Origin of the sequence: Aeromonas sp. PS2Canimalfood6 (assembly GCF_048276795.1) — a bacterium.
In the GTDB taxonomy this organism is placed as follows: domain Bacteria; phylum Pseudomonadota; class Gammaproteobacteria; order Enterobacterales; family Aeromonadaceae; genus Aeromonas; species Aeromonas caviae.
Genome location: NZ_JBLUXC010000006.1, coordinates 102,646 through 123,139, shown reverse-complemented (window position 1 = coordinate 123,139; position 20,494 = coordinate 102,646). Strand labels below are relative to the sequence as shown.

The 20,494-nt window shown below is 63.2% G+C and carries 23 protein-coding genes and 1 riboswitch; of the genes, 6 read left to right on the top strand and 17 right to left on the bottom strand.

What is annotated here, in order from left to right; all coding sequences use genetic code 11:
- Window positions 1-377: 377 nt before the first annotated feature.
- Window positions 378-1,034, bottom strand: coding sequence for a GTP cyclohydrolase I FolE (gene folE / locus ACNPAA_RS04700; RefSeq protein ID WP_010674171.1), 657 nt, complete (start codon window positions 1,032-1,034; stop codon window positions 378-380).
- 370 nt (window positions 1,035-1,404) lie between these two features.
- Here folE and moeA point away from each other — a divergent pair, with 370 nt between their 5' ends.
- Window positions 1,405-2,631 (top strand): molybdopterin molybdotransferase MoeA, encoded by a 1,227-nt coding sequence (gene moeA, locus ACNPAA_RS04695; protein WP_279976363.1) that lies wholly within the window; start codon window positions 1,405-1,407, stop codon window positions 2,629-2,631.
- Complete coding sequence (gene moeB, locus ACNPAA_RS04690) at window positions 2,628-3,383, top strand: molybdopterin-synthase adenylyltransferase MoeB (protein WP_042882555.1); 756 nt, start codon at window positions 2,628-2,630, stop codon at window positions 3,381-3,383. Before moeA ends, moeB begins: the two co-directional genes overlap by 4 nt.
- 68 nt (window positions 3,384-3,451) lie before the next feature.
- On the opposite strand, the gene ACNPAA_RS04685 is transcribed toward moeB, so the two are convergent.
- The 16 genes from ACNPAA_RS04685 to moaA form a co-directional block, all read right to left on the bottom strand.
- A complete protein-coding gene (locus ACNPAA_RS04685) occupies window positions 3,452-4,228 on the bottom strand; it encodes an alpha/beta fold hydrolase (protein WP_049636339.1) in 777 nt (258 codons plus the stop codon).
- 67 nt (window positions 4,229-4,295) lie between these two features.
- The gene (gene modC, locus ACNPAA_RS04680) at window positions 4,296-5,351 is read right to left on the bottom strand and encodes a molybdenum ABC transporter ATP-binding protein (RefSeq protein WP_171864880.1); all 1,056 of its coding nucleotides are present in this window, start codon (window positions 5,349-5,351) and stop codon (window positions 4,296-4,298) included.
- Window positions 5,348-6,028: a molybdate ABC transporter permease subunit gene (modB, locus tag ACNPAA_RS04675; protein ID WP_010674165.1), complete on the bottom strand. Its 681-nt coding sequence runs from the start codon at window positions 6,026-6,028 to the stop codon at window positions 5,348-5,350. The genes modC and modB overlap by 4 nt, the downstream gene beginning before the upstream one ends.
- A 123-nt stretch (window positions 6,029-6,151) precedes the next feature.
- Window positions 6,152-6,874, bottom strand: coding sequence for a molybdate ABC transporter substrate-binding protein (gene modA / locus ACNPAA_RS04670; RefSeq protein ID WP_102948215.1), 723 nt, complete (start codon window positions 6,872-6,874; stop codon window positions 6,152-6,154).
- A gap of 53 nt (window positions 6,875-6,927) precedes the next feature.
- Entirely contained in the window at window positions 6,928-7,392 is a 465-nt protein-coding gene (moaE, locus tag ACNPAA_RS04665) for a molybdopterin synthase catalytic subunit MoaE (protein WP_319911206.1), read from the bottom strand.
- A 100-nt stretch (window positions 7,393-7,492) separates the two neighbouring features.
- On the bottom strand, window positions 7,493-7,738 hold the full coding sequence (moaD, locus tag ACNPAA_RS04660; RefSeq protein WP_010674162.1) for a molybdopterin synthase sulfur carrier subunit: 246 nt from the start codon (window positions 7,736-7,738) through the stop codon (window positions 7,493-7,495).
- Window positions 7,735-8,229 carry a cyclic pyranopterin monophosphate synthase MoaC gene (gene moaC, locus ACNPAA_RS04655; RefSeq protein WP_069652762.1) on the bottom strand — a complete coding sequence of 165 codons (495 nt, stop codon included), beginning with the start codon at window positions 8,227-8,229 and terminating at the stop codon, window positions 7,735-7,737. The genes moaD and moaC overlap by 4 nt, the downstream gene beginning before the upstream one ends.
- A 50-nt stretch (window positions 8,230-8,279) precedes the next feature.
- The gene (gene moaB / locus ACNPAA_RS04650) at window positions 8,280-8,786 is read right to left on the bottom strand and encodes a molybdenum cofactor biosynthesis protein B (protein ID WP_102948212.1); all 507 of its coding nucleotides are present in this window, start codon (window positions 8,784-8,786) and stop codon (window positions 8,280-8,282) included.
- Window positions 8,787-8,979: 193 nt separating this feature from the next.
- Window positions 8,980-9,570, bottom strand: a complete 591-nt coding sequence (locus tag ACNPAA_RS04645; protein WP_010674159.1) for a cytochrome c3 family protein — start codon at window positions 9,568-9,570, stop codon at window positions 8,980-8,982.
- A gap of 11 nt (window positions 9,571-9,581) precedes the next feature.
- Window positions 9,582-10,037, bottom strand: a complete 456-nt coding sequence (locus ACNPAA_RS04640; protein ID WP_029314277.1) for a nitrate reductase cytochrome c-type subunit — start codon at window positions 10,035-10,037, stop codon at window positions 9,582-9,584.
- Window positions 10,037-10,912 carry a quinol dehydrogenase ferredoxin subunit NapH gene (napH, locus tag ACNPAA_RS04635; RefSeq protein WP_102948211.1) on the bottom strand — a complete coding sequence of 292 codons (876 nt, stop codon included), beginning with the start codon at window positions 10,910-10,912 and terminating at the stop codon, window positions 10,037-10,039. The genes ACNPAA_RS04640 and napH overlap by 1 nt, the downstream gene beginning before the upstream one ends.
- Entirely contained in the window at window positions 10,909-11,643 is a 735-nt protein-coding gene (gene napG / locus ACNPAA_RS04630; protein WP_102948210.1) for a ferredoxin-type protein NapG, read from the bottom strand. The genes napH and napG overlap by 4 nt, the downstream gene beginning before the upstream one ends.
- Window positions 11,644-11,659: 16 nt before the next feature.
- Entirely contained in the window at window positions 11,660-14,149 is a 2,490-nt protein-coding gene (gene napA / locus ACNPAA_RS04625; RefSeq protein WP_010674155.1) for a nitrate reductase catalytic subunit NapA, read from the bottom strand.
- 188 nt (window positions 14,150-14,337) lie between these two features.
- The gene (locus ACNPAA_RS04620) at window positions 14,338-14,640 is read right to left on the bottom strand and encodes a chaperone NapD (protein WP_010674154.1); all 303 of its coding nucleotides are present in this window, start codon (window positions 14,638-14,640) and stop codon (window positions 14,338-14,340) included.
- The gene (napF, locus tag ACNPAA_RS04615) at window positions 14,637-15,146 is read right to left on the bottom strand and encodes a ferredoxin-type protein NapF (RefSeq protein ID WP_010674153.1); all 510 of its coding nucleotides are present in this window, start codon (window positions 15,144-15,146) and stop codon (window positions 14,637-14,639) included. Before napF ends, ACNPAA_RS04620 begins: the two co-directional genes overlap by 4 nt.
- Window positions 15,147-15,397: 251 nt before the next feature.
- A complete protein-coding gene (gene moaA, locus ACNPAA_RS04610) occupies window positions 15,398-16,393 on the bottom strand; it encodes a GTP 3',8-cyclase MoaA (RefSeq protein ID WP_010674152.1) in 996 nt (331 codons plus the stop codon).
- Window positions 16,381-16,520, bottom strand: a riboswitch (molybdenum cofactor riboswitch). It overlaps the preceding gene by 13 nt.
- Before the next feature lie 78 nt (window positions 16,521-16,598).
- Between moaA and narQ the strand changes: the two genes are divergently transcribed.
- The 4 genes from narQ to ACNPAA_RS04590 all read left to right on the top strand — a co-directional run bounded on the left by narQ (window position 16,599) and on the right by ACNPAA_RS04590 (window position 20,399).
- Window positions 16,599-18,311, top strand: coding sequence for a nitrate/nitrite two-component system sensor histidine kinase NarQ (gene narQ / locus ACNPAA_RS04605; RefSeq protein WP_417891616.1), 1,713 nt, complete (start codon window positions 16,599-16,601; stop codon window positions 18,309-18,311).
- Window positions 18,311-18,949 carry a two-component system response regulator NarL gene (gene narL, locus ACNPAA_RS04600; protein ID WP_039038841.1) on the top strand — a complete coding sequence of 213 codons (639 nt, stop codon included), beginning with the start codon at window positions 18,311-18,313 and terminating at the stop codon, window positions 18,947-18,949. The genes narQ and narL overlap by 1 nt, the downstream gene beginning before the upstream one ends.
- A 146-nt stretch (window positions 18,950-19,095) precedes the next feature.
- A complete protein-coding gene (locus ACNPAA_RS04595; protein ID WP_043154256.1) occupies window positions 19,096-19,521 on the top strand; it encodes a globin domain-containing protein in 426 nt (141 codons plus the stop codon).
- Window positions 19,522-19,823: 302 nt separating this feature from the next.
- Window positions 19,824-20,399: an LON peptidase substrate-binding domain-containing protein gene (locus tag ACNPAA_RS04590; protein WP_043154220.1), complete on the top strand. Its 576-nt coding sequence runs from the start codon at window positions 19,824-19,826 to the stop codon at window positions 20,397-20,399.
- The last annotated feature ends 95 nt before the right edge of the window (window positions 20,400-20,494 follow it).

The window sequence follows — 20,494 nt, the reverse complement described above, 5'->3', positions numbered from 1 at the left end:
CTTGCGGCGGAGCACCGTTGGAGGTGATCAAGCAATACATTCAAAACCAGCGGGGCTGACGCCCCGGCGAAATTCCCCTCCCACCTACGTCGGAGGGAGTCCCCTTTCGCATTTAAGATGGTGTTCATGGCATGTCCTGCATGGGGAAAACAAGTGGCATTGCTGGGCGCAGGCCTGGCCTGCGCCTTCACTACCCTCCTTGGCAGCACATCTCGTCCCTGTCGGAGCGCACAAGGGCGGGCCCGGGGGTGTCGGCGTCAACCAGACCGTCCGACAACACGGAGAGCCATAGCGACCGGCACGGTCACAACTTTACGTATTTTTCAAAAAAGTGAGGGAAAGGAGACGGGGCCTGTCGGCGACAGGCCCCGGGAGCACTACCCTTTCAGACCACCGAGGAATTCGGCGCGGGTGTCGGGCTGGGTCTTGAAGACGCCGCCCAGGGAGGTGGTGGTGGTGTAGGAGGTGGAGTCCATCACGCCACGGGCCTTCACGCAGAAGTGGGTCGCCTTGATGCTGATGGCCACGTCCCTGGTGCCAAGCAGGGTCTGCAACGCCAGCAGGATCTGCTGGGTCAGCCGCTCCTGTACCTGGGGACGGCGGGCGAAGAACTGCACGATGCGGTTGATCTTCGACAGGCCAATCACCTTGCCGCGGGGAATGTAGGCCACGTGGGCAAAGCCGTCTATGGTGACGAAGTGGTGCTCGCAGGTGCTGGTGAGGCTGATGTCCCGCACCATGATCATCTCGTCCACCTTCATTTTGTTCTCGATCACCGTCACCTTGGGGAAGGTGGCATAGTCGAGGCCGGAGAAGATCTCGTTCACGTACATCTTGGCAATGCGGTGCGGGGTCTCGGCCAGACTGTCGTCGGCCAGATCCAGTCCCAGCGTCTCCATGATGGCGCGCATATGACCTTCGATTTTTTCCTTTTTCTGCTGGCCGCTCAATTCATTGGCCACCAGAGGTGTCTCAAGGCCCTCGGCCTCGAGCGCCGCCCTGACCAACAGGGCTTCCTGGCTTAAGCTCGTCATCGTGTTTCTCTCCCACGCTCAGGGACTGTGCTGGCCTGCGGCATGGTGCCGCGGCGCAATCTTACAGGGCGATTATTGTCATAATTCTGTCTAACTCAAGCCCGGTGCCCGACTTTATGCCAAACCACCCCGTTTTGTCCGCACCGGCCTGCCCATTCGGGGGCAAGGCGCACGGCCGTGCCGCCTCTTCCCCAGCCACCATCTCGCACAAGCCTCGCTCTGGTTACCCATCAGGAGGTAATTCAACGGGATAGCGCCCCAGAATCCGATCACACCGGGGCATCTGCCCCCCATTACCGCACCTTCGGCCTGCCCATCGGAGCGGATTTTTGGGATAATCCGCCCCCTACACACCAGAGAGGTCATGATGATGGGATTCGATACCGGTGCACTCCTCCCCTTGGACAAGGCCCTGCAAGGGATGCTGGAACAACTCACCTGCTGCTGCGAGACGGAGCGGTTGCCCCTGCCCCAGGCGCTGGATCGGATCCTGGCCGAGGAGATAAGCTCCCCCCTCTTCGTCCCCCCCTTCGACAACGCCGCCATGGACGGCTATGCCGTGCGCCTGGCGGATCTCGCCGCCGGGGTGCCGCTCCCCGTGGCGGGCAAGGCCTTTGCGGGCCAGCCCTATGAGGGGGAGTGGCCCGCCGGCCACTGCATCCGCATCATGACCGGGGCCCCTGTGCCCCCGGGTGCAGACGCTGTGGTGATGCAGGAAGAAACGCAAGCCGGCGACAACGGGATCACTTTCCTGACCCGCCCCGTTGCGGGCCAGAACATCCGTCGCCGCGGCGAGGACCTGGCGCAGGGTGCCCAGGTGCTCGAAAGCGGCCTGCGCCTGAGCCCCAGAGAGCTGCCGCTGCTCGCCTCCCTTGGCATCGCGAACGTCACGGTGCGCCGTCCCCTCAAGGTCGCCATCTTCAGCACAGGGGACGAGCTCAAGCCTCTGGGCACCCCGCTCCAGCACGGGGACATCTACGACTCCAACCGCTACGGGGTCAAGGCGATGCTGAGCCGCATGGGCTGTGAGTGCCTGGACCTTGGCATCATCCCCGATGATCCGGCGGCCCTTCGCGCCGCCTTCTTGCAGGCCGACCGCGAGGCCGATGCCCTGATCACCACCGGGGGAGTCTCGGTGGGGGAAGCGGACTTCACCAAGCAACTGCTCGAAGAGCTCGGGGAAATTGGCTTCTGGAAGCTCGCCATCAAGCCGGGCAAACCCTTCGCCTTTGGCCGGTTGCCAAACGCCTGGTTCTTCGGTCTGCCGGGCAACCCGGTCTCCGCCATGGTCACCTTCGATCAGCTGGTGCAACCGGCTCTGGCCAGACTGGCCGGCCAGCAGTTTGCACGCCCGCACCCCCTCCAGGCCCTGGCGACAGAACCGCTCAAGAAGAGCCCGGGGCGCCAGGACTTCCAGCGCGGCATCCTGAGCGTGGGCCCGAATGGCCTCGAGGTACGCAGCACCGGCTCCCAGGACTCCGGGGTGTTCAGCTCCCTGTCCCGGGCCAACTGCTACATCGTGCTCGAACAGGAGCGCGGCAAGGTAGCCGCCGGTGAGACGGTCACCGTCGAGCCCTTCTCGGGGCTGCTGCTGTGAGCGAGATCCTGAGCGACGCCGAGCTCCTTCGCTACAACCGCCAGATCGTGCTCAAATCCTTCGACTTCGAGGGGCAGGAGGCGCTCAAGCAGTCACGCGTGCTGGTCATCGGCGCCGGGGGCCTCGGCTGCGCCGCCAGCCAGTATCTGGCGGTGGCCGGGGTCGGCCACCTCACCCTGGTGGATTTCGATCGGGTGGAGCTCTCCAATTTGCAGCGCCAGGTTCTGCACAGCGACGAGCGCATCGGCCAGCTCAAGGTGGAGTCCGCGGCGACGTCCCTGCGCGCCCTCACCCCCTGGCTCGAGGTGGAGACCCACGCCGCCCTCGCCGACGAGGCGCTGCTCGATGCCCTGCTGCCAGGCCATCAGCTGGTGCTCGACTGCACTGACAACGTCGCCATCCGCAACCTCCTCAACCAGCGTGCCCGCCAGCACAAGGTGCCCCTGGTCAGCGGCGCCGCCATCCGGCTGGAAGGGCAGCTCTGCAGCTTCACCTGGCAGGAGGATGAACCCTGCTACGCCTGTCTCAGCGCCCTCTTTGGCGATCAGGCCCTCACCTGTGTCGAGGCGGGGGTACTGGCCCCCGTGGTGGGGCTGGTGGGCAGCCTGCAGGCGCTCGAGGCCATCAAGCTGCTGGCGGGCATGGGCAAAAGCTACAGCGGCCGCCTGCTGATGATCGACGGTCTGGGTGGCAGCTTTCGCGAGCTGAAGCTTCCCAAGCGCCCCGACTGCCCGGTCTGCTCAAGACCCTGAGCAGCGCCCACAAAAAAGCCGAACCCCCGGGGTTCGGCTTTTTTATCTACCTCTGCTGTCTGCTCCCCTCAATGGGTTGAGAGGATCCGCTGCAACAGATGATTGAACCCGGCGGGATCTTCCGCCGGCCAGGCGTGGTGACCATCCGGGGTGTGGATGGTGGCATTGGGCAGGGAGGCGAACTGCTCCACCCGCCGCGCCAGGGGCAGATAGTCGTGACTGGTGGAGATGATGGCCACCGGCTGCCAGAGGGTGCCGAGACGAGCCCGCACCGACCAGCCGGGCAGCGCCTCCAGCAGCGCCTTGTAGGTCTTCTTTTTGTTGCGCACGAAGCGCCCCCGGAAGGTGTGGCGCACCTGGGCGAGATCGGGGCCGGGAAAGAGCTCGCGACCGAGCCACCACGCCAGCGGCCGCATGCCGAACCAGCGCAGCCACTTGAGGCGCATGGCATAGCGCTCCTGCTCCTTTGGCGTCTCCAGCAGAAATTCGCTGAAGCCGTTGACCAGCACCAGCCCCTGCACCTTGTGGGGCAGTTGCAGCGCCAGCTCCAGCGCCACCATGGCACCGAGCGACAACCCCACTACCCAGGCAGGCTCGGGCTGCTCGTCGAGCCAGCGGGCCACATCCGCCGCCAGGGTGGGCACGTCAAAGGGCCCCTCCTGCATGCTCTGGCCGTGGCCGCGCAAGTCGATGGCCACCACCCGGTAGCGCTCGGAAAAACGCTCGATCTGCGCCTGCCAGTCGAGGCTGGAAGAGCCCAGCCCGTGCAGCAAGAGCAGCAAGGGCCCCTCCCCCGCACTGCGCAGGGCCAAGCCATGGGATTTCATTACCTGATTGCGACGCACCCGTCCCCCCTTTCTCGACGCCATGCCGGCCACTCATGGCCAGCCAATCCGTACTCCGGTCCCCTGTCTACCCCTCTCCCACCAGGCTCACCGCCTTGATGTAGGCGTAGAGGCGCATGGCCGGCGTCAGGGCGAGCCGCTGCGCGGAGCGGCTGGTGATCCGGGCCAGCAGTATCTGCTGCCCCAGCGCCAACTGCAACAGGGTCTGCCCCGGTCGCACCTCCCGCACCTCCAGCAGCCGGGTCTCGAGGCAGTTGGAGAGGCTGGAGTGCACGATGGGCTCGGTGGCGATCACCAGATCCCGCGCCGCCACCTTGATCTGCAAGGGGCCTGCTTCATCGGGGGCATGCTCCATGGTCACCATCAGGGTCTGCTCCCCGAGTCGCAGGGTCGCCATCTGCTCGTGCTCGTCGTAGTGGGCCAGGGTCGCCGAGAGCATGACCCCGACGTCGTCGCGACTGGCCAGCGACAGGTCGGTGCGGGCGAAGATCTCCTCTGGGGTGCCCTGGGCCTCCACCCGTCCCTCTGCCAGCAGCACCAGTCCATCGCAGAGCAGGCTCACCTCCTCCATGGCGTGGCTGACGAAGATCATGGGGATGCCGCTCTCTTGCTGCAAGCCCTTGAGCACGTGGGCCTGATGGATGCGGCTGCGCCTGTCCAGCGCCGAGAAGGGTTCATCCAGCAGCAGCAAGTCGGGCTCGGCCAGCAAGGCCCTGGCCAGTGCCACCCGCTGACGCTGACCGCCGGAGAGGCCGTGGGCCGGTTGCCCCAGCAGCTCGGCAAAGCCGAGGCGAGCAGCCAGCTCCTCTGGCTGCCAGCGCCCCCTCCCCTTGCGAGCCGCCAGTTGCAGGTTGCCGAGCACGCTCAGGTGGGGGAAGAGACGGGCATCCTGAAACACCAGCCCGATGCGCCGCGCCTCGGGGGGCAGGGCTGCAAGCTCGCGCCCCTGCCAGCGCAGGGCATCGCCCGGGGCCCTGTCGAGCCCGGCGATGATGCGCAGCAGGGTGCTCTTGCCACAACCCGAAGGACCGAACAGGCCGAGGATGCGGCTGGGGGGCAGTGCCAGATCGCACGCCAGGGTGAAGGGGCCGAAATCACGTCTGGCCTTGAGGTAGAGGCTCATCCGAACAGCCTCCGTTGTCGGCGTTGCAGCACGCCGTAGACCAGCACCAGCATCACCAGGGAGAAGCCCATCAGGCCGCCTGCCAGAATATGGGCATTCTGGTAATCCATCGCCTCCACGTGATCAAACAGGGCGATGGAGAGCACCTGGGTCTCCCCGGGAATGTTGCCGCCAATCATCAGCACCACCCCGAACTCCCCCAGGGTGTGGGCAAAGCCCAGCGCTGCCGCCATCACGAAGCTGGGCAGCGTCATGGGCAGGATGATGCGAAAGAAGCGCTCAAACGGGCCCATCCCCAGGGTGGCGGCAGCCTCCAGCTCCTTGTTGCCCATGTTGACGAAGGCGGAGGTGAGGGGCTGTACCACGAAGGGGAGCGAGTAGATGACGGAGGCGATGAGCAGGCCGAGGAAACTGAAGGCGAGCGGGGCCCCGAAGGTCTCCCGCCACCAGCCACCGAGGCCGTACTCCGGGGAGAAGGCCAACAGCAGATAGAAACCGAGCACGGTGGGCGGCAGCACCAGCGGCAGGGCCACCATGGCCTCCACCAGGGGGCGCAGCCGGTGCTGGCTGCGAGACAGCCACCAGGCGAGCGGCGGCGACAGCAGCAGCAGGATGGCAGTGGTGCTGGCCGCCAGTTTCAGGGTCAGCCAGACCGCCAGCAGATCCCCTTCACTCATAGGGTCCCCTCTCGGGTGTCGATAAAAAACAGGGCGCCGTCATGACGGGCGCCGCCTTGGGACACGTCAGGCACCGGATCTGGCCAGCACGGGGCTGGCCAGCCCCCGGCAGACGCCGGGCGCTTACTGCGGCAGGGCGTAACCCGCCGCCTTGATCTGCGCCTGTCCCGGCCCCTTGAGCCAGGCGACCAGGGCATCCACCGCCGCCCCTTTCTTCAGCACCAGGGCCTGCTGCTCGATGGGGGGATAGAAGCTGGCCGGCACCGCCCAGGCTTCGCCGGTCTTGCCCGCCTCCACCAGATTGGCCCAGGCGACAAAGCCCAGCTTCGCATTGCCGGAATCGACAAACTGCCAAGTCTGGCTGATGTTGGTGCCGGTCAGCACCCGATACTGCTTGGGATCGATCTTGAGATGAGCCAGGGTCGCCATGGCGGCGGCGCCATAGGGCGCTGTCTTGGGATTGGCGATGGCCAGCTCCCCCTGCCAGTGGCGCAAGGTGGCCTCGTCAGGAGCAGGCCCCCCCTTCTGCCAGAGGCCGAGCTGACCGATGGCATAGGTGAAGCGTTCGCTCCCCTTGCCTTCCGACTCCAGCTTTTGAGGGGTCGCCACGTCGGCCGAGAGGAAGAGATCGAAGGGCGCACCGTGGGTGATCTGGGTATAGAGCACGCCGGTGGCCGCCGAACTGATGGCGATGTTGTGGCCGGTCTTGGCGGTGAACTCCTTGCCGATGCGCTCTATGGTGCCCTTGAAGTTGGCCGCCACCGCCACCTTGACCTCGTCAGCCAGCACAGCACCGCTGTACATGGCGCCGATCCCCAGCACCAACAGGGATACCCATCTCTTCATTCCGTTGCTCCTTATGTTCCGGCACGCCGGATCGATTGACACGAGCTCGAGGCTCACTCCCCTTGTTGCCAGCGGGCCAGGGCGGCGTCATCGCTCGCCCTGGCCTCGACCCAGCGTTGCACCCCGTCGGCGGTCAGCTCTTTTTTCCAGAACGGCGCCCGGGTTTTCAAGAAATCCATGATGAAGTGGCAGGCCTCGAAGGCCGCCTCGCGGTGGGCACTGCTCACCACCACCAGCACGATCTGATCCCCGAGCAGCAGCTCGCCGATGCGGTGAATGAGGGTACACTCCTGCAGGGGCCAGCGGCTGCGGGCCTCGGCCACTATGTTCGTCAGCGCCTTCTCGGTCATGCCGGGGTAGTGTTCGAGGGCCAGCCCCTTCACCTGCTCCCCCTGATTGAAGTCGCGCACCTTGCCGACAAAGCTGACAATCGCGCCTGTATCCTGCCGGGCAGCAAGGCGGGCATATTCGTCGGCCAGCGAGAAGTCATCCCGCTGCACCAGAATGCGATCGGTCATGGTCAGCCTCCGGTCGTCACTGGAAGGAGAGGGAAGAAGGCGGCCTCACCACAGTCCCGCAGCTCAGTGGTGCGATCTACGGTCATTATCTCGTTCATCCTTAACCTCCGGTCACCGGCGGGAAGAAGGCGACCTCATCCCCGTCATGGAGGGGGGTATCCAGCGGCACCAGGGTCTGGTTGACCGCCACCAGGAGCTTGCCGGATTCGAGCGCCAGCGCCCACTTGTCACCCCGCTCGCTCAAGGCGGCGCGAAGGGCATCGGCACTGGCGTAGTCGCAAGGCAGGCTGAGCTCGTCGCAGCCGACCAGCTCACGCACCTGCGCAAAAAACAGAACCTTGATCATGCCTGCTCTCCTTTGGTCTCACCCAGTTGGAAATGACCGGATTTACCGCCCTTTTTCTCCACCAGACGCACCTGCTCGATAACCATGTCCTTTTGCACCGCCTTGCACATGTCGTAGATGGTCAGGGCCGCCACCGAGGCGGCGGTGAGCGCCTCCATCTCCACCCCGGTCTTGCCCGAGAGCTTGCACAGGGTGCGGATATGGACCCGATTGTGCGCCGCCTGGGGGGCTATCTCTACCTCCACCCGGGTCAGAGCCAGGGGATGGCAGAGGGGAATAAGGTCGGCGGTCTTCTTGGCCGCCATGATGCCGGCGATGCGGGCGGTGGCGAACACGTCCCCCTTGTGGTGCTGACCACTCAGGATCAACGCCAGGGTCTCGGGGGCCATGGTCACAAAAGCCTCGGCGCGGGCCTCGCGTTCGGTCACCTGCTTGTCGGTGACATCCACCATGTGGGCCTCGCCGCTCTGGTTGAGATGGGTCAGGTTCATCTATGCCCCTATCGAAGAATAAGATGGATGATCCGGGTTTACTCCCGGGATCACAGATGGGTCACGAAGTTGCACGGCCGGGTACGGGCGTCGAGCTGATCCCGGATAAGCTGTTCCCAGCCCAGACGGCAGGCGCCGGTGGAGCCGGGCAGGCAGCAGATCAGGGTGCGATTGGCGAGTCCTGCCAGGGCACGGCTCTGCATGGCGGAGCCTTTTATCTCGGCAAACGAGAGCTGGCGGAACATCTCGCCAAAGCCCTGCACCGTGCGCTCGAACAGCACGCCGACCGCCTCGGGCACCCGGTTCTGCTCGTTGAAGCCGGTGCCGCCGTTGATGAGCACCACCTGGACTCCCTCGTCGGCAATCCACTCGCTCACCTGGGCGCGGATGCGAAACAGGTTGTCTGGGCAGAGCGCCCGGTCGGCCAGCACGTGGCCGGTCTGGGTCAGGGCCTCGACCAGATAGTCCCCCGAGCTGTCATCGGCAGCGGTGCGACTGTCGGAAACCGTCAGGACGGCGATCTTGAGAGGGATGAATTCGCTGTGTTTGGGTGCCATTGGGGCCATTCCTGTCAATCATTGACCACGAGAGGATGAGGTGAACGCGCCGCACCGTGGTGCCAGCCATGAAAGGAGCCGGTGGGCGCCGCGTTGCCGGGAAGGGATTCTATCAAAAGATGTCTGGCTGGGGGGCGTCATTGCCCATTAATCTCGAAGGCCGCCGGATCCCGGGGATCCGGCGGCCTTCCCATCAGAAGCCTGGCACCCCTTTCATGTCAGGCAGTTGGTGCGCAATCCCCTTGTGGCAGTCGATGCAGGTGTTGGCCCCGCTTGCCAGGTTGGTGGAGTGCATCTGGGCGGCTCGACGCCCTTGCAGGGAGAAGTCCATGTACTCGAAGTTGTGGCAGTTGCGGCACTCGCGCGAATCCGTCTCCTTCATCCGCTGCCACTCCCGCTCGGCCATCTCCCGCCGGTGGGATTCAAACTTCTCGCGGGTATCCACCTTGCCGGTGATCATGCCCCACAGCTCCTTGGAGGCCTGCACCTTGCGGATGATCTTGTAGGTCCATTCGTGGGGTACGTGGCAATCCGGGCAGCTGGCCCGCACGCCGGAGCGGTTGGCGTAGTGGATGGTGTCGCGGTACTCCACGAACACGTTGTCCTTCATCTCGTGGCAACCGGTGCAGAAGGCCTCGGTGTTGGACGCTTCCATGGCGGTGTTGAACCCGCCCCAGAAGATGACGCCACCGAAGAAGCCCATCAGCAGGATGACCCAGAGGGCCGCCTTCGACGGTGACTTGAAGGTGGTCCACAGACGCTTCACAAAGCCGGGTAATTTCATCTATGGGTTCCTCAGTTCAGCGCTTCAACCGGTTTGAAGGTATTGTTCACCAGCGGCTTGGCATCCGCTTGCGGCACGTGGCACTGCAGACAGAAGTAGCGACGCGGAGAGACTTCGCCCAGGGTCATGCCGTCGCGGGTCTCGAAGTGGGTGGGGCTTATCTTGGGGGCCTTCATGGCACTGGCGTTCTTGAAGCTGTGACAGGCCAGGCACTTGTTGACCTTGTTGTCCACTTCATAGTTGCGGGTGTCGTGGGGGATCAGCGGGGGCTGGTGCATGTACTGGCGATCGTAGAGGTCGCCATCCTTGCGAAAGTTCTTCATGGGGGCCGCGTCGGCATCCGTCACCAGATCCGTGCTTCCCCGCTCCGACTTGATGCCCCCCGTGCTGTTGGTGATCTCGGGGACGGCCGCCATCAAGGAACCCGCCATCAGGCAGGCCAGCATTGCTCCAATCAGCTTCTTCATTATGTGTTCTCCGACGTTTTCTCTGCCTTGACGGCAAAACCTACAGTGATTTCAAAAACTTGCTCCGCGCAGACATCGATGCAACGGCCGCAGTTGGTACACTCCTGAGCCGCAATCAAGGGCCCGTGACCACGCCTGGCACCGTGAACGGGGCCGCGCAGGATGGGGCGCTCCGGGCAGACCGCATAACAATCCATGCAGTTGCTGCACCGCTCGCGCCCCGAGGCTGCAATCTTGATGAACCCGACCCGGTTGACCAGGGCATAGAAGGCCCCCACCGGACAGAGGTGACCGCACCAGCCCCGCTCCACCACAAAAAGGTCGAACAGGAACAGCGCCGCCAGCAGGCCCCAGCCCGCCCCCATGCCGAACAGCAGGCCGCGCAGGGTGAGGGGCACCGGATTGACCAGCTCCCACACCAGCACGCCGGCGATGGCCGGCGCCACCAGCACCATGGCCAGCAGCCAGTAGCGGGTAGCGCGGTTGAACTGACCGTTGCCCTTGAGCCCGAGCCGCCCCCTGAGCCAGGCGGCGGCATCGGTGACCAGGTTGACCGGACAGACCCAGGAGCAGAACACCCGCCCCCCGACCAGCCAGTAACCCGCGAGCACCAGCCCGGCCCCGAGCCAGAGGGTGGGGATGGGCCACTGGCCCGCCGCCACCGACTGCAACAGGGTCAGGGGATCCGTGAGGGGCACCGTCTCCAGCAGCAGGGAGCTGGAGAGGTTGCCCTTGAGGATCCAGATGCCCGCGAGCGGCCCCAGCAGGAACAGCCCCAGCACCCCGAACTGGCAAAGCCGGCGCAGCAGCAGGAAGCGGTGGGCACGCCACCACCCCAGCCTGGCCGTGGCCTCGGCCCCCGGATACCGACTCATAGACCCTCCGGTTTGCGGGTCGGCAGGGTCAGTCGCTCACCGATGAGGGACTTGCCCGCCTTCTCCTTCTCTTCCCACCCGAGCCGGTAGTGGTGACCCAGCTCCCCCTTGGCAAGCTGGCGAGGCACCACCTTGATGGCCGCCTCCTCCAGCACGCAGGCGTGCTCGCACTTGCCGCAGCCGGTACAGAGATCGCTGTGCACCGTGGGCAGGAACATGGCGTGCTTGCCGGTGCGCGGGTTGTGCTGCAGCTCCAGGGTAATGGCCTTGTCGATGAGGGGGCAGACCCGGTAGCAGACGTCGCAGCGCAGCCCCAGGTAGTTGAGGCAGGTCTCGTGATCGATGAGCACCGCCACCCCCATCCGCGCCTGATCGATGTCGGTCATGGCCCGATCCAGCGCCCCGCTCGGGCAGGCCGCCACGCAGGGGATATCGTCACACATCTCGCACGGGACGGCGCGCGCCTTGAAATAGGGGGTGCCGGTGGTCACGGGTTCAAACAGCCGGGCGAGCTTGAGGGTGTCGTAGGGGCAGGCCAGGGCGCAGAGCCCGCAGCGCACGCAGGCGCCGAGAAACTCTGCCTCGTCGAGGGCCGCCGGCGGGCGCAGCGCCTGGGCAGGCAAAGCCTGCACCTGCTGGCGCGCCACGCCGCCAAGCCCCACACCAAGCAGGCCCACACCGCAGGCCCCCTTGGCGAGGTCGGCCAGAAACTGGCGCCGACTACGACTCATCTCGCGCTCCCCCGCCTCAGGCCTTCATGACCTTGACGGCGCACTTCTTGTAATCCGTCTCTTTGGAGAGCGGATCGGTGGCGTCCAGGGTCAGCTTGTTGACCAGCTGGCTCGCATCGAAGAAGGGCATGAACACCAATCCCTTGGGCGGACGGTTGCGGCCGCGGGTCTCGACCCGGGTCTTCACCTCGCCCCGGCGGGAGGAGACGATTACCTCTTCGCCACGGCGCACGCCACGGGCCTTGGCATCTTCCGGGTGCATGAAGAGCACCGCATCCGGGAAGGCGCGATAGAGCTCGGGGACACGGCGGGTCATGGTACCGGTGTGCCAGTGCTCCAGCACGCGACCGGTGGAGAGCCACATGTCGTACTCTTTGTCCGGAGCTTCGGCAGCCGGCTCATAGGGCAGCGCGAAGATGACCGCCTTGCCGTCGGGCTTGCCGTAGAAGCGCACCCCCTCCCCCGCCTTCACGTAAGGGTCGAACCCTTCGCGATAGCGCCACAGGGTCTCCTTGCCGTCCACCACCGGCCAGCGCAGGCCACGGGCTTCGTGATACTGATCGAACGGCGCCAGGTCGTGGCCATGGCCGCGACCGAAGGAGGCGTACTCCTCAAAGAGCCCCTTCTGGACGTAGAAACCAAAGTGCTCGGCCTCGTCGTTCAGGGCCCCCTTGCTCTGCTCTTTCGGGAACTGGTTCACCTGGCCGTTGGCATAGAGCACGTCGAACAGGGTCTTGCCCTTCACTTCCGGCATCTTGGCAATCAACTCAGCCGGCCACACCTCTTCCACGGTGAAGCGTTTGGAGAATTCCATCAGCTGCCACAGGTCGGACTTGGCGCCTTCCGGTGCCTTCACCTGCTGGTGCCAGAACTGGGTGCGACGTTCGGCGTTGCCGTAGGCCCCCTCTTTCTCCACCCACATGGCGGTGGGCAGGATGAGGTCGGCCGCCTGGGCGGTCACGGTCGGATAAGGGTCGGAGACCACGATGAAGTTGGCCGGGTTGCGATAACCGGGCAGCGCCTCTTCGTTCATGTTTGGGCCGGCCTGCATGTTGTTGTTGCACATCACCCAGTAGGCGTTGAGCTTGCCGTCTTTCAGCATGCGGTTTTGCAGCACGGCGTGGTAGCCCACCTGCTCCGGGATGGTGCCTTCCGGCAGCTTCCAGATCTTCTCGGCGATGGCGCGGTGTTTGGGATCCGTGACCACCATGTCCGCCGGCAGACGGTGGGCGAAGGTACCCACTTCACGGGCGGTACCACAGGCTGAGGGCTGGCCGGTCAGGGAGAAGGGGCCGGAGCCCGGCTGGGAGATCTTGCCGGTCAGCAGGTGGATGTTGTAGCAGAGGTTGTTGGCCCAGACGCCCCGGGTGTGCTGGTTGAAGCCCATGGTCCAGTAGGAGACCACCTTCTTGTCCGGATCCGCATAGATCTGGGCCAGCTTCTCGAGCTTGTCCTTGGGCACGCCGGAGAGCTTGGAGACGGACTCCAGATCGTAATCCGCCACGAACTTGGCGAAGTCCTCGAAGCTCATGGGGGTGGAGTCGCCGCTGTCCGGGTTCTTGGCCTTTTGCTGCAGCGGGTTGGTGGGACGCAGGCCGTAGCCGATGTCGGTCACCCCTTTGCGGAACTGGGTGTGCTTGTTGACGAACTCCCAGTTCACCTTGTCGTTCTGGATGATGTAGTTGGCGATGTAGTTGAGGATCGCCAAATCGGTCTGGGGGGTGAACACCAGCCCGTTGTCCGCCAGCTCGAAGCTGCGGTGCTCGAAGGTGGAGAGCACGTGCACCTGCACATCCTGGTGGGACAGACGGCGATCGGAGATGCGCGACCAGAGGATGGGGTGCATCTCGGCCATGTTGGAGCCCCACAGCACGAAGGCGTCGGCCTGCTCGATGTCGTCGTAGCAGCCCATGGGTTCATCCATGCCGAAGGTACGCATGAAGCCCACTACCGCGGAGGCCATGCAGTGACGGGCATTGGGATCCAGGTTGTTGGAGCGCAGGCCTGCCTTCATCAGCTTGGCGGCGGCATAGCCTTCCCAGACGGTCCACTGGCCGGAGCCGAACATGCCGACGGCGGTCGGGCCCTTCTCTTTCAGGGTCGCCTTGAACTTCTCGGCCATGATGTCGAAGGCCTGATCCCAACTGATGGGGGCGAAGTTGCCGTTCTTGTCGAACTTGCCGTTCGTCATGCGCAGCATGGGCTGGGTCAGGCGATCCTCCCCGTACATGATCTTGGAGAGGAAGTAGCCCTTGATGCAGTTCAGGCCACGGTTGACCGGTGCATCGGGATCCCCCTGGGTCGCCACGACGCGGCCAGCCTGGGAGCCCACCAGCACGGAGCAGCCGGTCCCGCAGAAGCGGCACGGCGCCTTGTCCCAGGTGATGGCGGTCTTGTCGGTACTGGTGATCAGGTTCGCCGCCAGAGTGGGGGCACTGACACCGGCCACGGCAGCGGCTGCCGCCACCGCATTGGCCTTCATAAAGTCGCGTCGACTCAGCTTCATGACATATCCTCGCATTGCTTAATCACATCAATGACAGCCATTGTGACGAGCCGCGCTGGCTCAGCTCCATGGCGCTTTATTCCTTTGCTCTGGGCTTTCGTTCATCGAACGCAGACAACAGACCCGGCATCCCGTGTATTACCCATGGCGGTCAGCGAACGACTCTTGCGCTTCTGCCACATGACGCCTTATTCCCCATCTTCGGCGTCCATTTCATCGAACTGGTGGTAGATCAGGGCCGCAGAGAGCACCCCGGGCAACCCCTGAATGGTGTCGATGGCCGCCATGATGGGGCGCTGGCTCGGCCCCTCCAGGGTCACCACCAGCTTGCCCTCCTCGCTGACGGCGTGGATCTCGGCCCCGTCCAGGGTCGCAATCCGCTCTGCCAGGGCGTGGCGCAGATCGGGCTGGGTCAGCACCACCAGGCTGGATACATGGAACTCTTCTCGCGTCATATCACCGTTTTCCAACTTGTTCGTCTCTTGGGTCATCGCGAAGCCTCGCCACGAGACAGACCGATGCTGATGCTGCCCACCGGGCAATCCGCCACGCAGGCCCCGCAGCCATTGCACGACTCGGCATGGATGCTGGGGGTGGGTACGCGCCCCAGCCGGGGGGAAAAGCGGATGGCCTGCTGCTCGCAGCTGTCCTGACAGCGCTGGCAGAACACCTGAGCAGTGGCCAGACAGCCCGCCTCGATATGGGCCACATACTCCCAGGGTGTCTGGGTTGTCGGCCTGAACACCGGCGCCTGGCAGGCGCTGACACACTCGGTGCAGAAGGTGCACTCGCCGCGGTGAAAATCCACCGTGGGGAAGCCCCCGTCTCCCTTGATCAGGATCTGCTCCGGACAGGCCGCCAGACAGTCGCCGCAGCGGGTGCAGCCGGCCACGAACTCGTCCCAGGAGACGGACCAGGGCAACTGGATCCCGGCCTTGGGGGCGCTCAGGCGTCCCCGAAACAGGCCTCTGCGTGACAAGTTGACCCCGTCGGTCATATCGACTCCTCTTTTCGGGGACGGATGCCCCCGCGCGGATCCCGTGACTGGCATTTTCAATACCAATTATAAGCGTGGGTGTATATTGCGGCCCTGACAAGTCAGGGGATATACCACCAGGGAGATAAACAGGGGGGATTCTTGCGCTGGATCAAACCCTTGGCGCAATTAGACACAGCAGGGGCAAGGTAAATTACCCCTATGTGAGGATTGATAATTAATCGAAGGTTATTTGAGGTGCACGGCGGCTGTCAGCCGCCGATGGAGGCCAGGTGGGGTGTCATGCCTGCATTGCCTTCATGGAGGCGATGGGTGGCGGCCTTGCCGGTCAGCGCCTGGCGAATACGCCATTGCAGCGCCTCCTGCTGGCTGTCATCGGTGAGCAGATCCCGCAGTTCCACCCCGTTGTCGCCAAAGAGACACAGGTGCAGCTTGCCCTTGGAGGAGACCCGCAGCCGGTTGCAACCGGCGCAAAAATCCTTGCTGTAGGGCATGATGAGCCCCACCCCGCCCCTCGAGTCCGGATGCGTGAACACCTGGGCAGGGCCATCATCCAGGCCGCGCAGCTGCTGCACCCAGCCGCTCTCTTGCAGGCGCTGCTTGATGAGTTCACCGCTGGTATGGTGGTCGCGAAACAGGGCGTCCATCTCGCCGGTCTGCATCAGTTCGATGAAACGAAGCTCGATGGGTTTGTCCCGGATCCAGGCGAGGAATGTCTCGAGCTGATGATCATTGAGCCCCTTGAGCAGCACGGCGTTGATCTTGACCGACCGAAAACCGGCACTCAGGGCGGCGTCTATCCCCGCCATCACCTCCGCCAGCTTGTTCTCGCCGGTGATCTGGTGGAACTGACGGGGATCCAGGCTGTCGACGCTGACGTTCAGGGCCGTCAGCCCCGCATCGAACCACTCGCGGGCACGCTCCTTGAGGCGATACCCGTTGGTGGTCATGGCCACCTTCTCGATGCCGGGAGTATTGGCCACGGTCTCGATGATGGCCGTGAAGTCGCGGCGCAGGGAGGGCTCACCTCCGGTCAGACGCACCTTGCGCGTCCCCATGGCCGCAAACCCGGAGACGACGCGACGGATCTCCTCCAGGGAGAGGAAGGACTGGCGCCCCTCACCATCTCCTTTCGGCGGGTGATAGCCGTCCGGCAGACAGTAGGTACAGCGGAAATTGCAGACGTCGGTGACCGACAGACGCAAATAGTAAAAGCGACGGGAAAAACCATCTTCAAGTGGCAACATAAACACCTTTCCAAATACGGGAGGCCAGGGCATTTCTTTCCTGACCCTTTCAGCTCGAACATCGGCTGACGGCGATCTCCCCCTATCTCAATGACTTAGGCAAAATCGCTCGGAGTTCATCTAGTTTTTCGATGCTAGCACAACTTGGAGTACACTCCCATGCTACTTTGTGGGGTCTTTGTGGGTGAAAAGGGAGCCGGTCGGCATGGGAAAATGGTTCAGAGTGCAGTCGGTCAGCAGCGCCATCGGTCGCTCCATGGTGCTGATCCTGTTCATGGCCAGCCTGATCGCCCTGGTGGCCATGGTCACCCTCTTCTATTCGGTTCCCGATGCCAAGGCCATCAACCTGTCGGGATCCCTGCGCATGCAGGCCTACCGCATGGCCTATGAAATCGAGAAGGATCAGGTCGTCCTCGGCCGGCTCGCCCAGTTTGAACAGACCCTTCATGCCCCCGAGCTGCAGGAGACCCAGCGCTGGATCACGCCCGCCTCACTGCGCCGCACCTATGGTGAAGTCCTGCTGCAATGGCAAGTGATGCGCGAACACATCGAGAATGCCACCCCCAGCCGTTATACCGACAATACGGAACAGTTCGTCGCCGCCATCGATGACTTCGTCAACCAGATGCAGTACCACGTGGAGTTCAAGGTGCGCATGCTGGCGCTGGCCGAGGGGCTAGGGCTGCTCGCCATCATCACCATCGCCTGGTGCACGGTGCGCTTCACCCGCCAGCAGGTGGTAGCGCCCCTCAACCAGCTGGTCTATTGCGCACGCCAGATCCAGCGTCAGGAGTTCGATCTCACCCTGCCCCCCCACTGTGAGAACGAGCTGGGAGAGTTGTCGGGGGCGTTCGCGACCATGGCCGACGAGCTTGGCAAACTCTACCGGGAGCTGGAGAGCAAGGTGGAGGAGAAAACGGCCAAGCTGCAACAGGCCAACGACACCCTGTCCTTCCTCTATTCCACCGCCCAGAAACTGCACGCGGCGCCCCTCAGCCGCCGCACCCTGCAAAAGCTGCTGGAGCGGGCCGCCGCCCACCAGCACATCGAGTACATCCGCCTAACCCGCTTCGAGCACAATGCGATGCCGGTCTACATCACTGGGCGCAAGGGGTGGCCGGGGGATCTGGACGCCGTGGTGAGCTTTTACCTGCAGATGGATGACGAGGAGTACGGCCGGCTCGACTTGATAAGCGACCACCCCATCGACGAGCGGCTGATGAAGAACTTCTCCATGTTGCTGGCCCAGGTGCTGCACAAGGATCAGACCCTGCTGCAGCACCAGCGCCTGCTGCTGATGGAAGAGCGCGCCGTCATCGCCCGTGAACTGCACGACTCCCTCGCCCAGGCCCTCTCCTACCTGAAGATCCAGGCCACTCTGCTCAAGCGCTCCTTCGCCAAGGGGGACAGGGCCAAGACCGAGGCAGCCATGGAGCAGATCGACGAGGGACTCAGCAATGCCTATACCCAGTTGCGCGAACTGCTCGGCACCTTCCGCCTCAGCATCGGCGATGCCAACCTGGGTGAAGCCATCGCGGTCATGCTCGAGCAGCTCAAACCCCAGACGCACGCCGACATCAGGCTCCAGTACGGACTGACGGACACCGACCTTGAAGCGGGGCAGCACATCCACATCCTGCAGCTGATCCGTGAGGCAGTGCTCAATGCCATCAAGCATGCCAGCGCGCGGCACATTGACGTTAGCTGTGAGACCCTGGCTGATGGTAACATCCAGGTTCAGATTGCAGACGATGGTGTTGGAATAAGGGGCGCAAGCTCGGCGGTGAATCACTACGGTCTCAGCATCATGAATGAACGCGCCAGCAAATTGCGCGGCCAGTTGACCATCAGTGAACCGCCCTCCGGGGGCACCCGCATACACCTGACCTTTCCCACCAGCCTAACAAGAGACGCCTGATGGACGAGATGAAATACAGTGTTCTGGTCGTGGATGACCATCCCCTGATGCGCAAGGGAATTGTGCAACTGCTGGAGTTGGAAGATAACATCGACGTGGTTGGCGAGGCCTCCAACGGCACCGACGCAGTGGCCATGGCCAAGGAGTCCGAACCGGACCTCATCCTGCTCGACCTCAACATGAAGGGGTTGTCAGGTCTCGATACCCTCAAGGCGCTGCGGGCCGAAGAGGTGACTTCCCGCGTGGTGATCCTGACCGTCTCTGACGCCCGCCAGGATGTGGTTGCCCTGCTCAAGGCAGGCGCGGACGGCTATCTGCTCAAGGACACCGAGCCTGACATGCTGCTGGCCCAGCTGGCTGACGTGATGACCGGCAAGCAGATCCTGAGCGAGCCGCTACGTCCCTATCTCGAGAACATCTACGAGCTGGACCACCTGCAGCAGAAGCTGGAGAGCCTGACCCGACGCGAGATGCAGATCATGCGTGAAATCGCCAAGGGGTTGTCCAACAAGCAGGTCGCCTCCGTGCTCCATATCTCCGAGGGAACCGTCAAGGTCCACGTCAAGAGCCTGCTGAAAAAGCTCGAGGCCCAAAGCCGCGTCGAAGCAGCCGTCATGTACCTGGAACAGCGCAACTGAGGTCCCGGCCTCCTGCCAGCAAGGGGTCACCATCCGTGCCTCCTTGCTGGCCCCCTCTCCTTTTCCCCAAATGGCGCGGAACCCGGTGCTCTATTGAGTAGATGGATTATTATTTTCATGACATCGCACGGGAAGGAAACATCGACATGACCTTTGAGCAGATAGAGCTGGTCCAGAAAGCCTGGGGCAGGGTGAGCGCCCTGAACAACAGCTATGTCCAGGAGGTGTATGAAGAGCTGTTCAGATTGTCCCCCGAACTCAGGGCCCTCTTTCCCCCACATGAGGAGCTGCCCGTTGCCAAGGTGTCGGACACCCTGAACACCGTCATCACCAGCCTCTCCCAGCTGGATGCACTGGGTTTCATCATTCGCGATCTCGGCAGGCGTCACCAGCGATTCAACGTTCAACCCCACCAGTTTGCGCTGCTCAAACAGGCGCTGACCCAGGTACTGGCACGGCGTCTCGGCAGTGGTTTTACCCCGGCACTGGCACAGGCCTGGTCGCAGATGTATGACGAAATAGCCGCCCTGATGCTGGACGGCATGACACAGCACACCGAATTGACCACCTGATCCCCTGGCCTTTGCCCCCAATCGCTCAATGGGTCTGTAACAGGCATTTTGCATGAATCAAATTTGCAATATGCGAAAATAGACTCATTCTGCACACGGGGTATGTTCGGCGCCCTAACACCTCACCTGAATCCCTTTCGCACTGCCTTGCCTGCATTCGCGACATCAAATCACAATAGATTGATTTTAAATGGATATTAAAAATAACCACGGGAAATGACTCACCCCTTCGCCACGCCACCTCTCTCTGGCACGGTCACTGCATTGTCACATTCAGCAATGACTGATTAGGAGGATGGAACATGAAACTTCAACAACTGGCACTGTTCCCCTTGCCGTCCCACATACTGCCCGGTGGCAAGCTCCCCCTTCGCCTGTTCGAGCCGCGCCACCTGCAGATGCTCAAGGAGTCCTTCCTCGAGGATCGTGGCTTTGGCATCGTGATGGAAGAGACCACCAGCACGGGCACCTGCGGACGGATTCTCCCGGTCGGAACCCGCGTCAAGGTGACTGATTTTTATACCCTCAACGACGGTTTGCTCGGGGTCACCGTGCTCGGCCTTGAACGCTTCTGCATCCACGAGATGGAAACGGATGACGCAGGCCTCAGGCACGCCCAGGTCGAGCCGTTGCCCAACTGGCCGAGTGCGGATTCTGATATCAGCGACAACCAGCTGGTCAGCCGCTTGAGAGAGGTCTTTGCACAATACCCGGAACTGGATGAGCTCTACCCGGACAAGCAGTTCGACGATGCAGCCTGGCTCTGCCAACGCTGGCTCGAGATCCTGCCCATGCCGATCTATGAAAAACAGATGTTGATTGCCAAACAGAACAGTGAAGCGGCGCGCCAGTTCTTGCGCCGACTGATCGCACAGTGAGTCAAAGAGTGAGTCAACGGTTGGTTTGCAAAACGCGAATTCTCGGCACTACATTCTTATAATGAAAAAATGAGAATTGCATTTTGCAATCATGG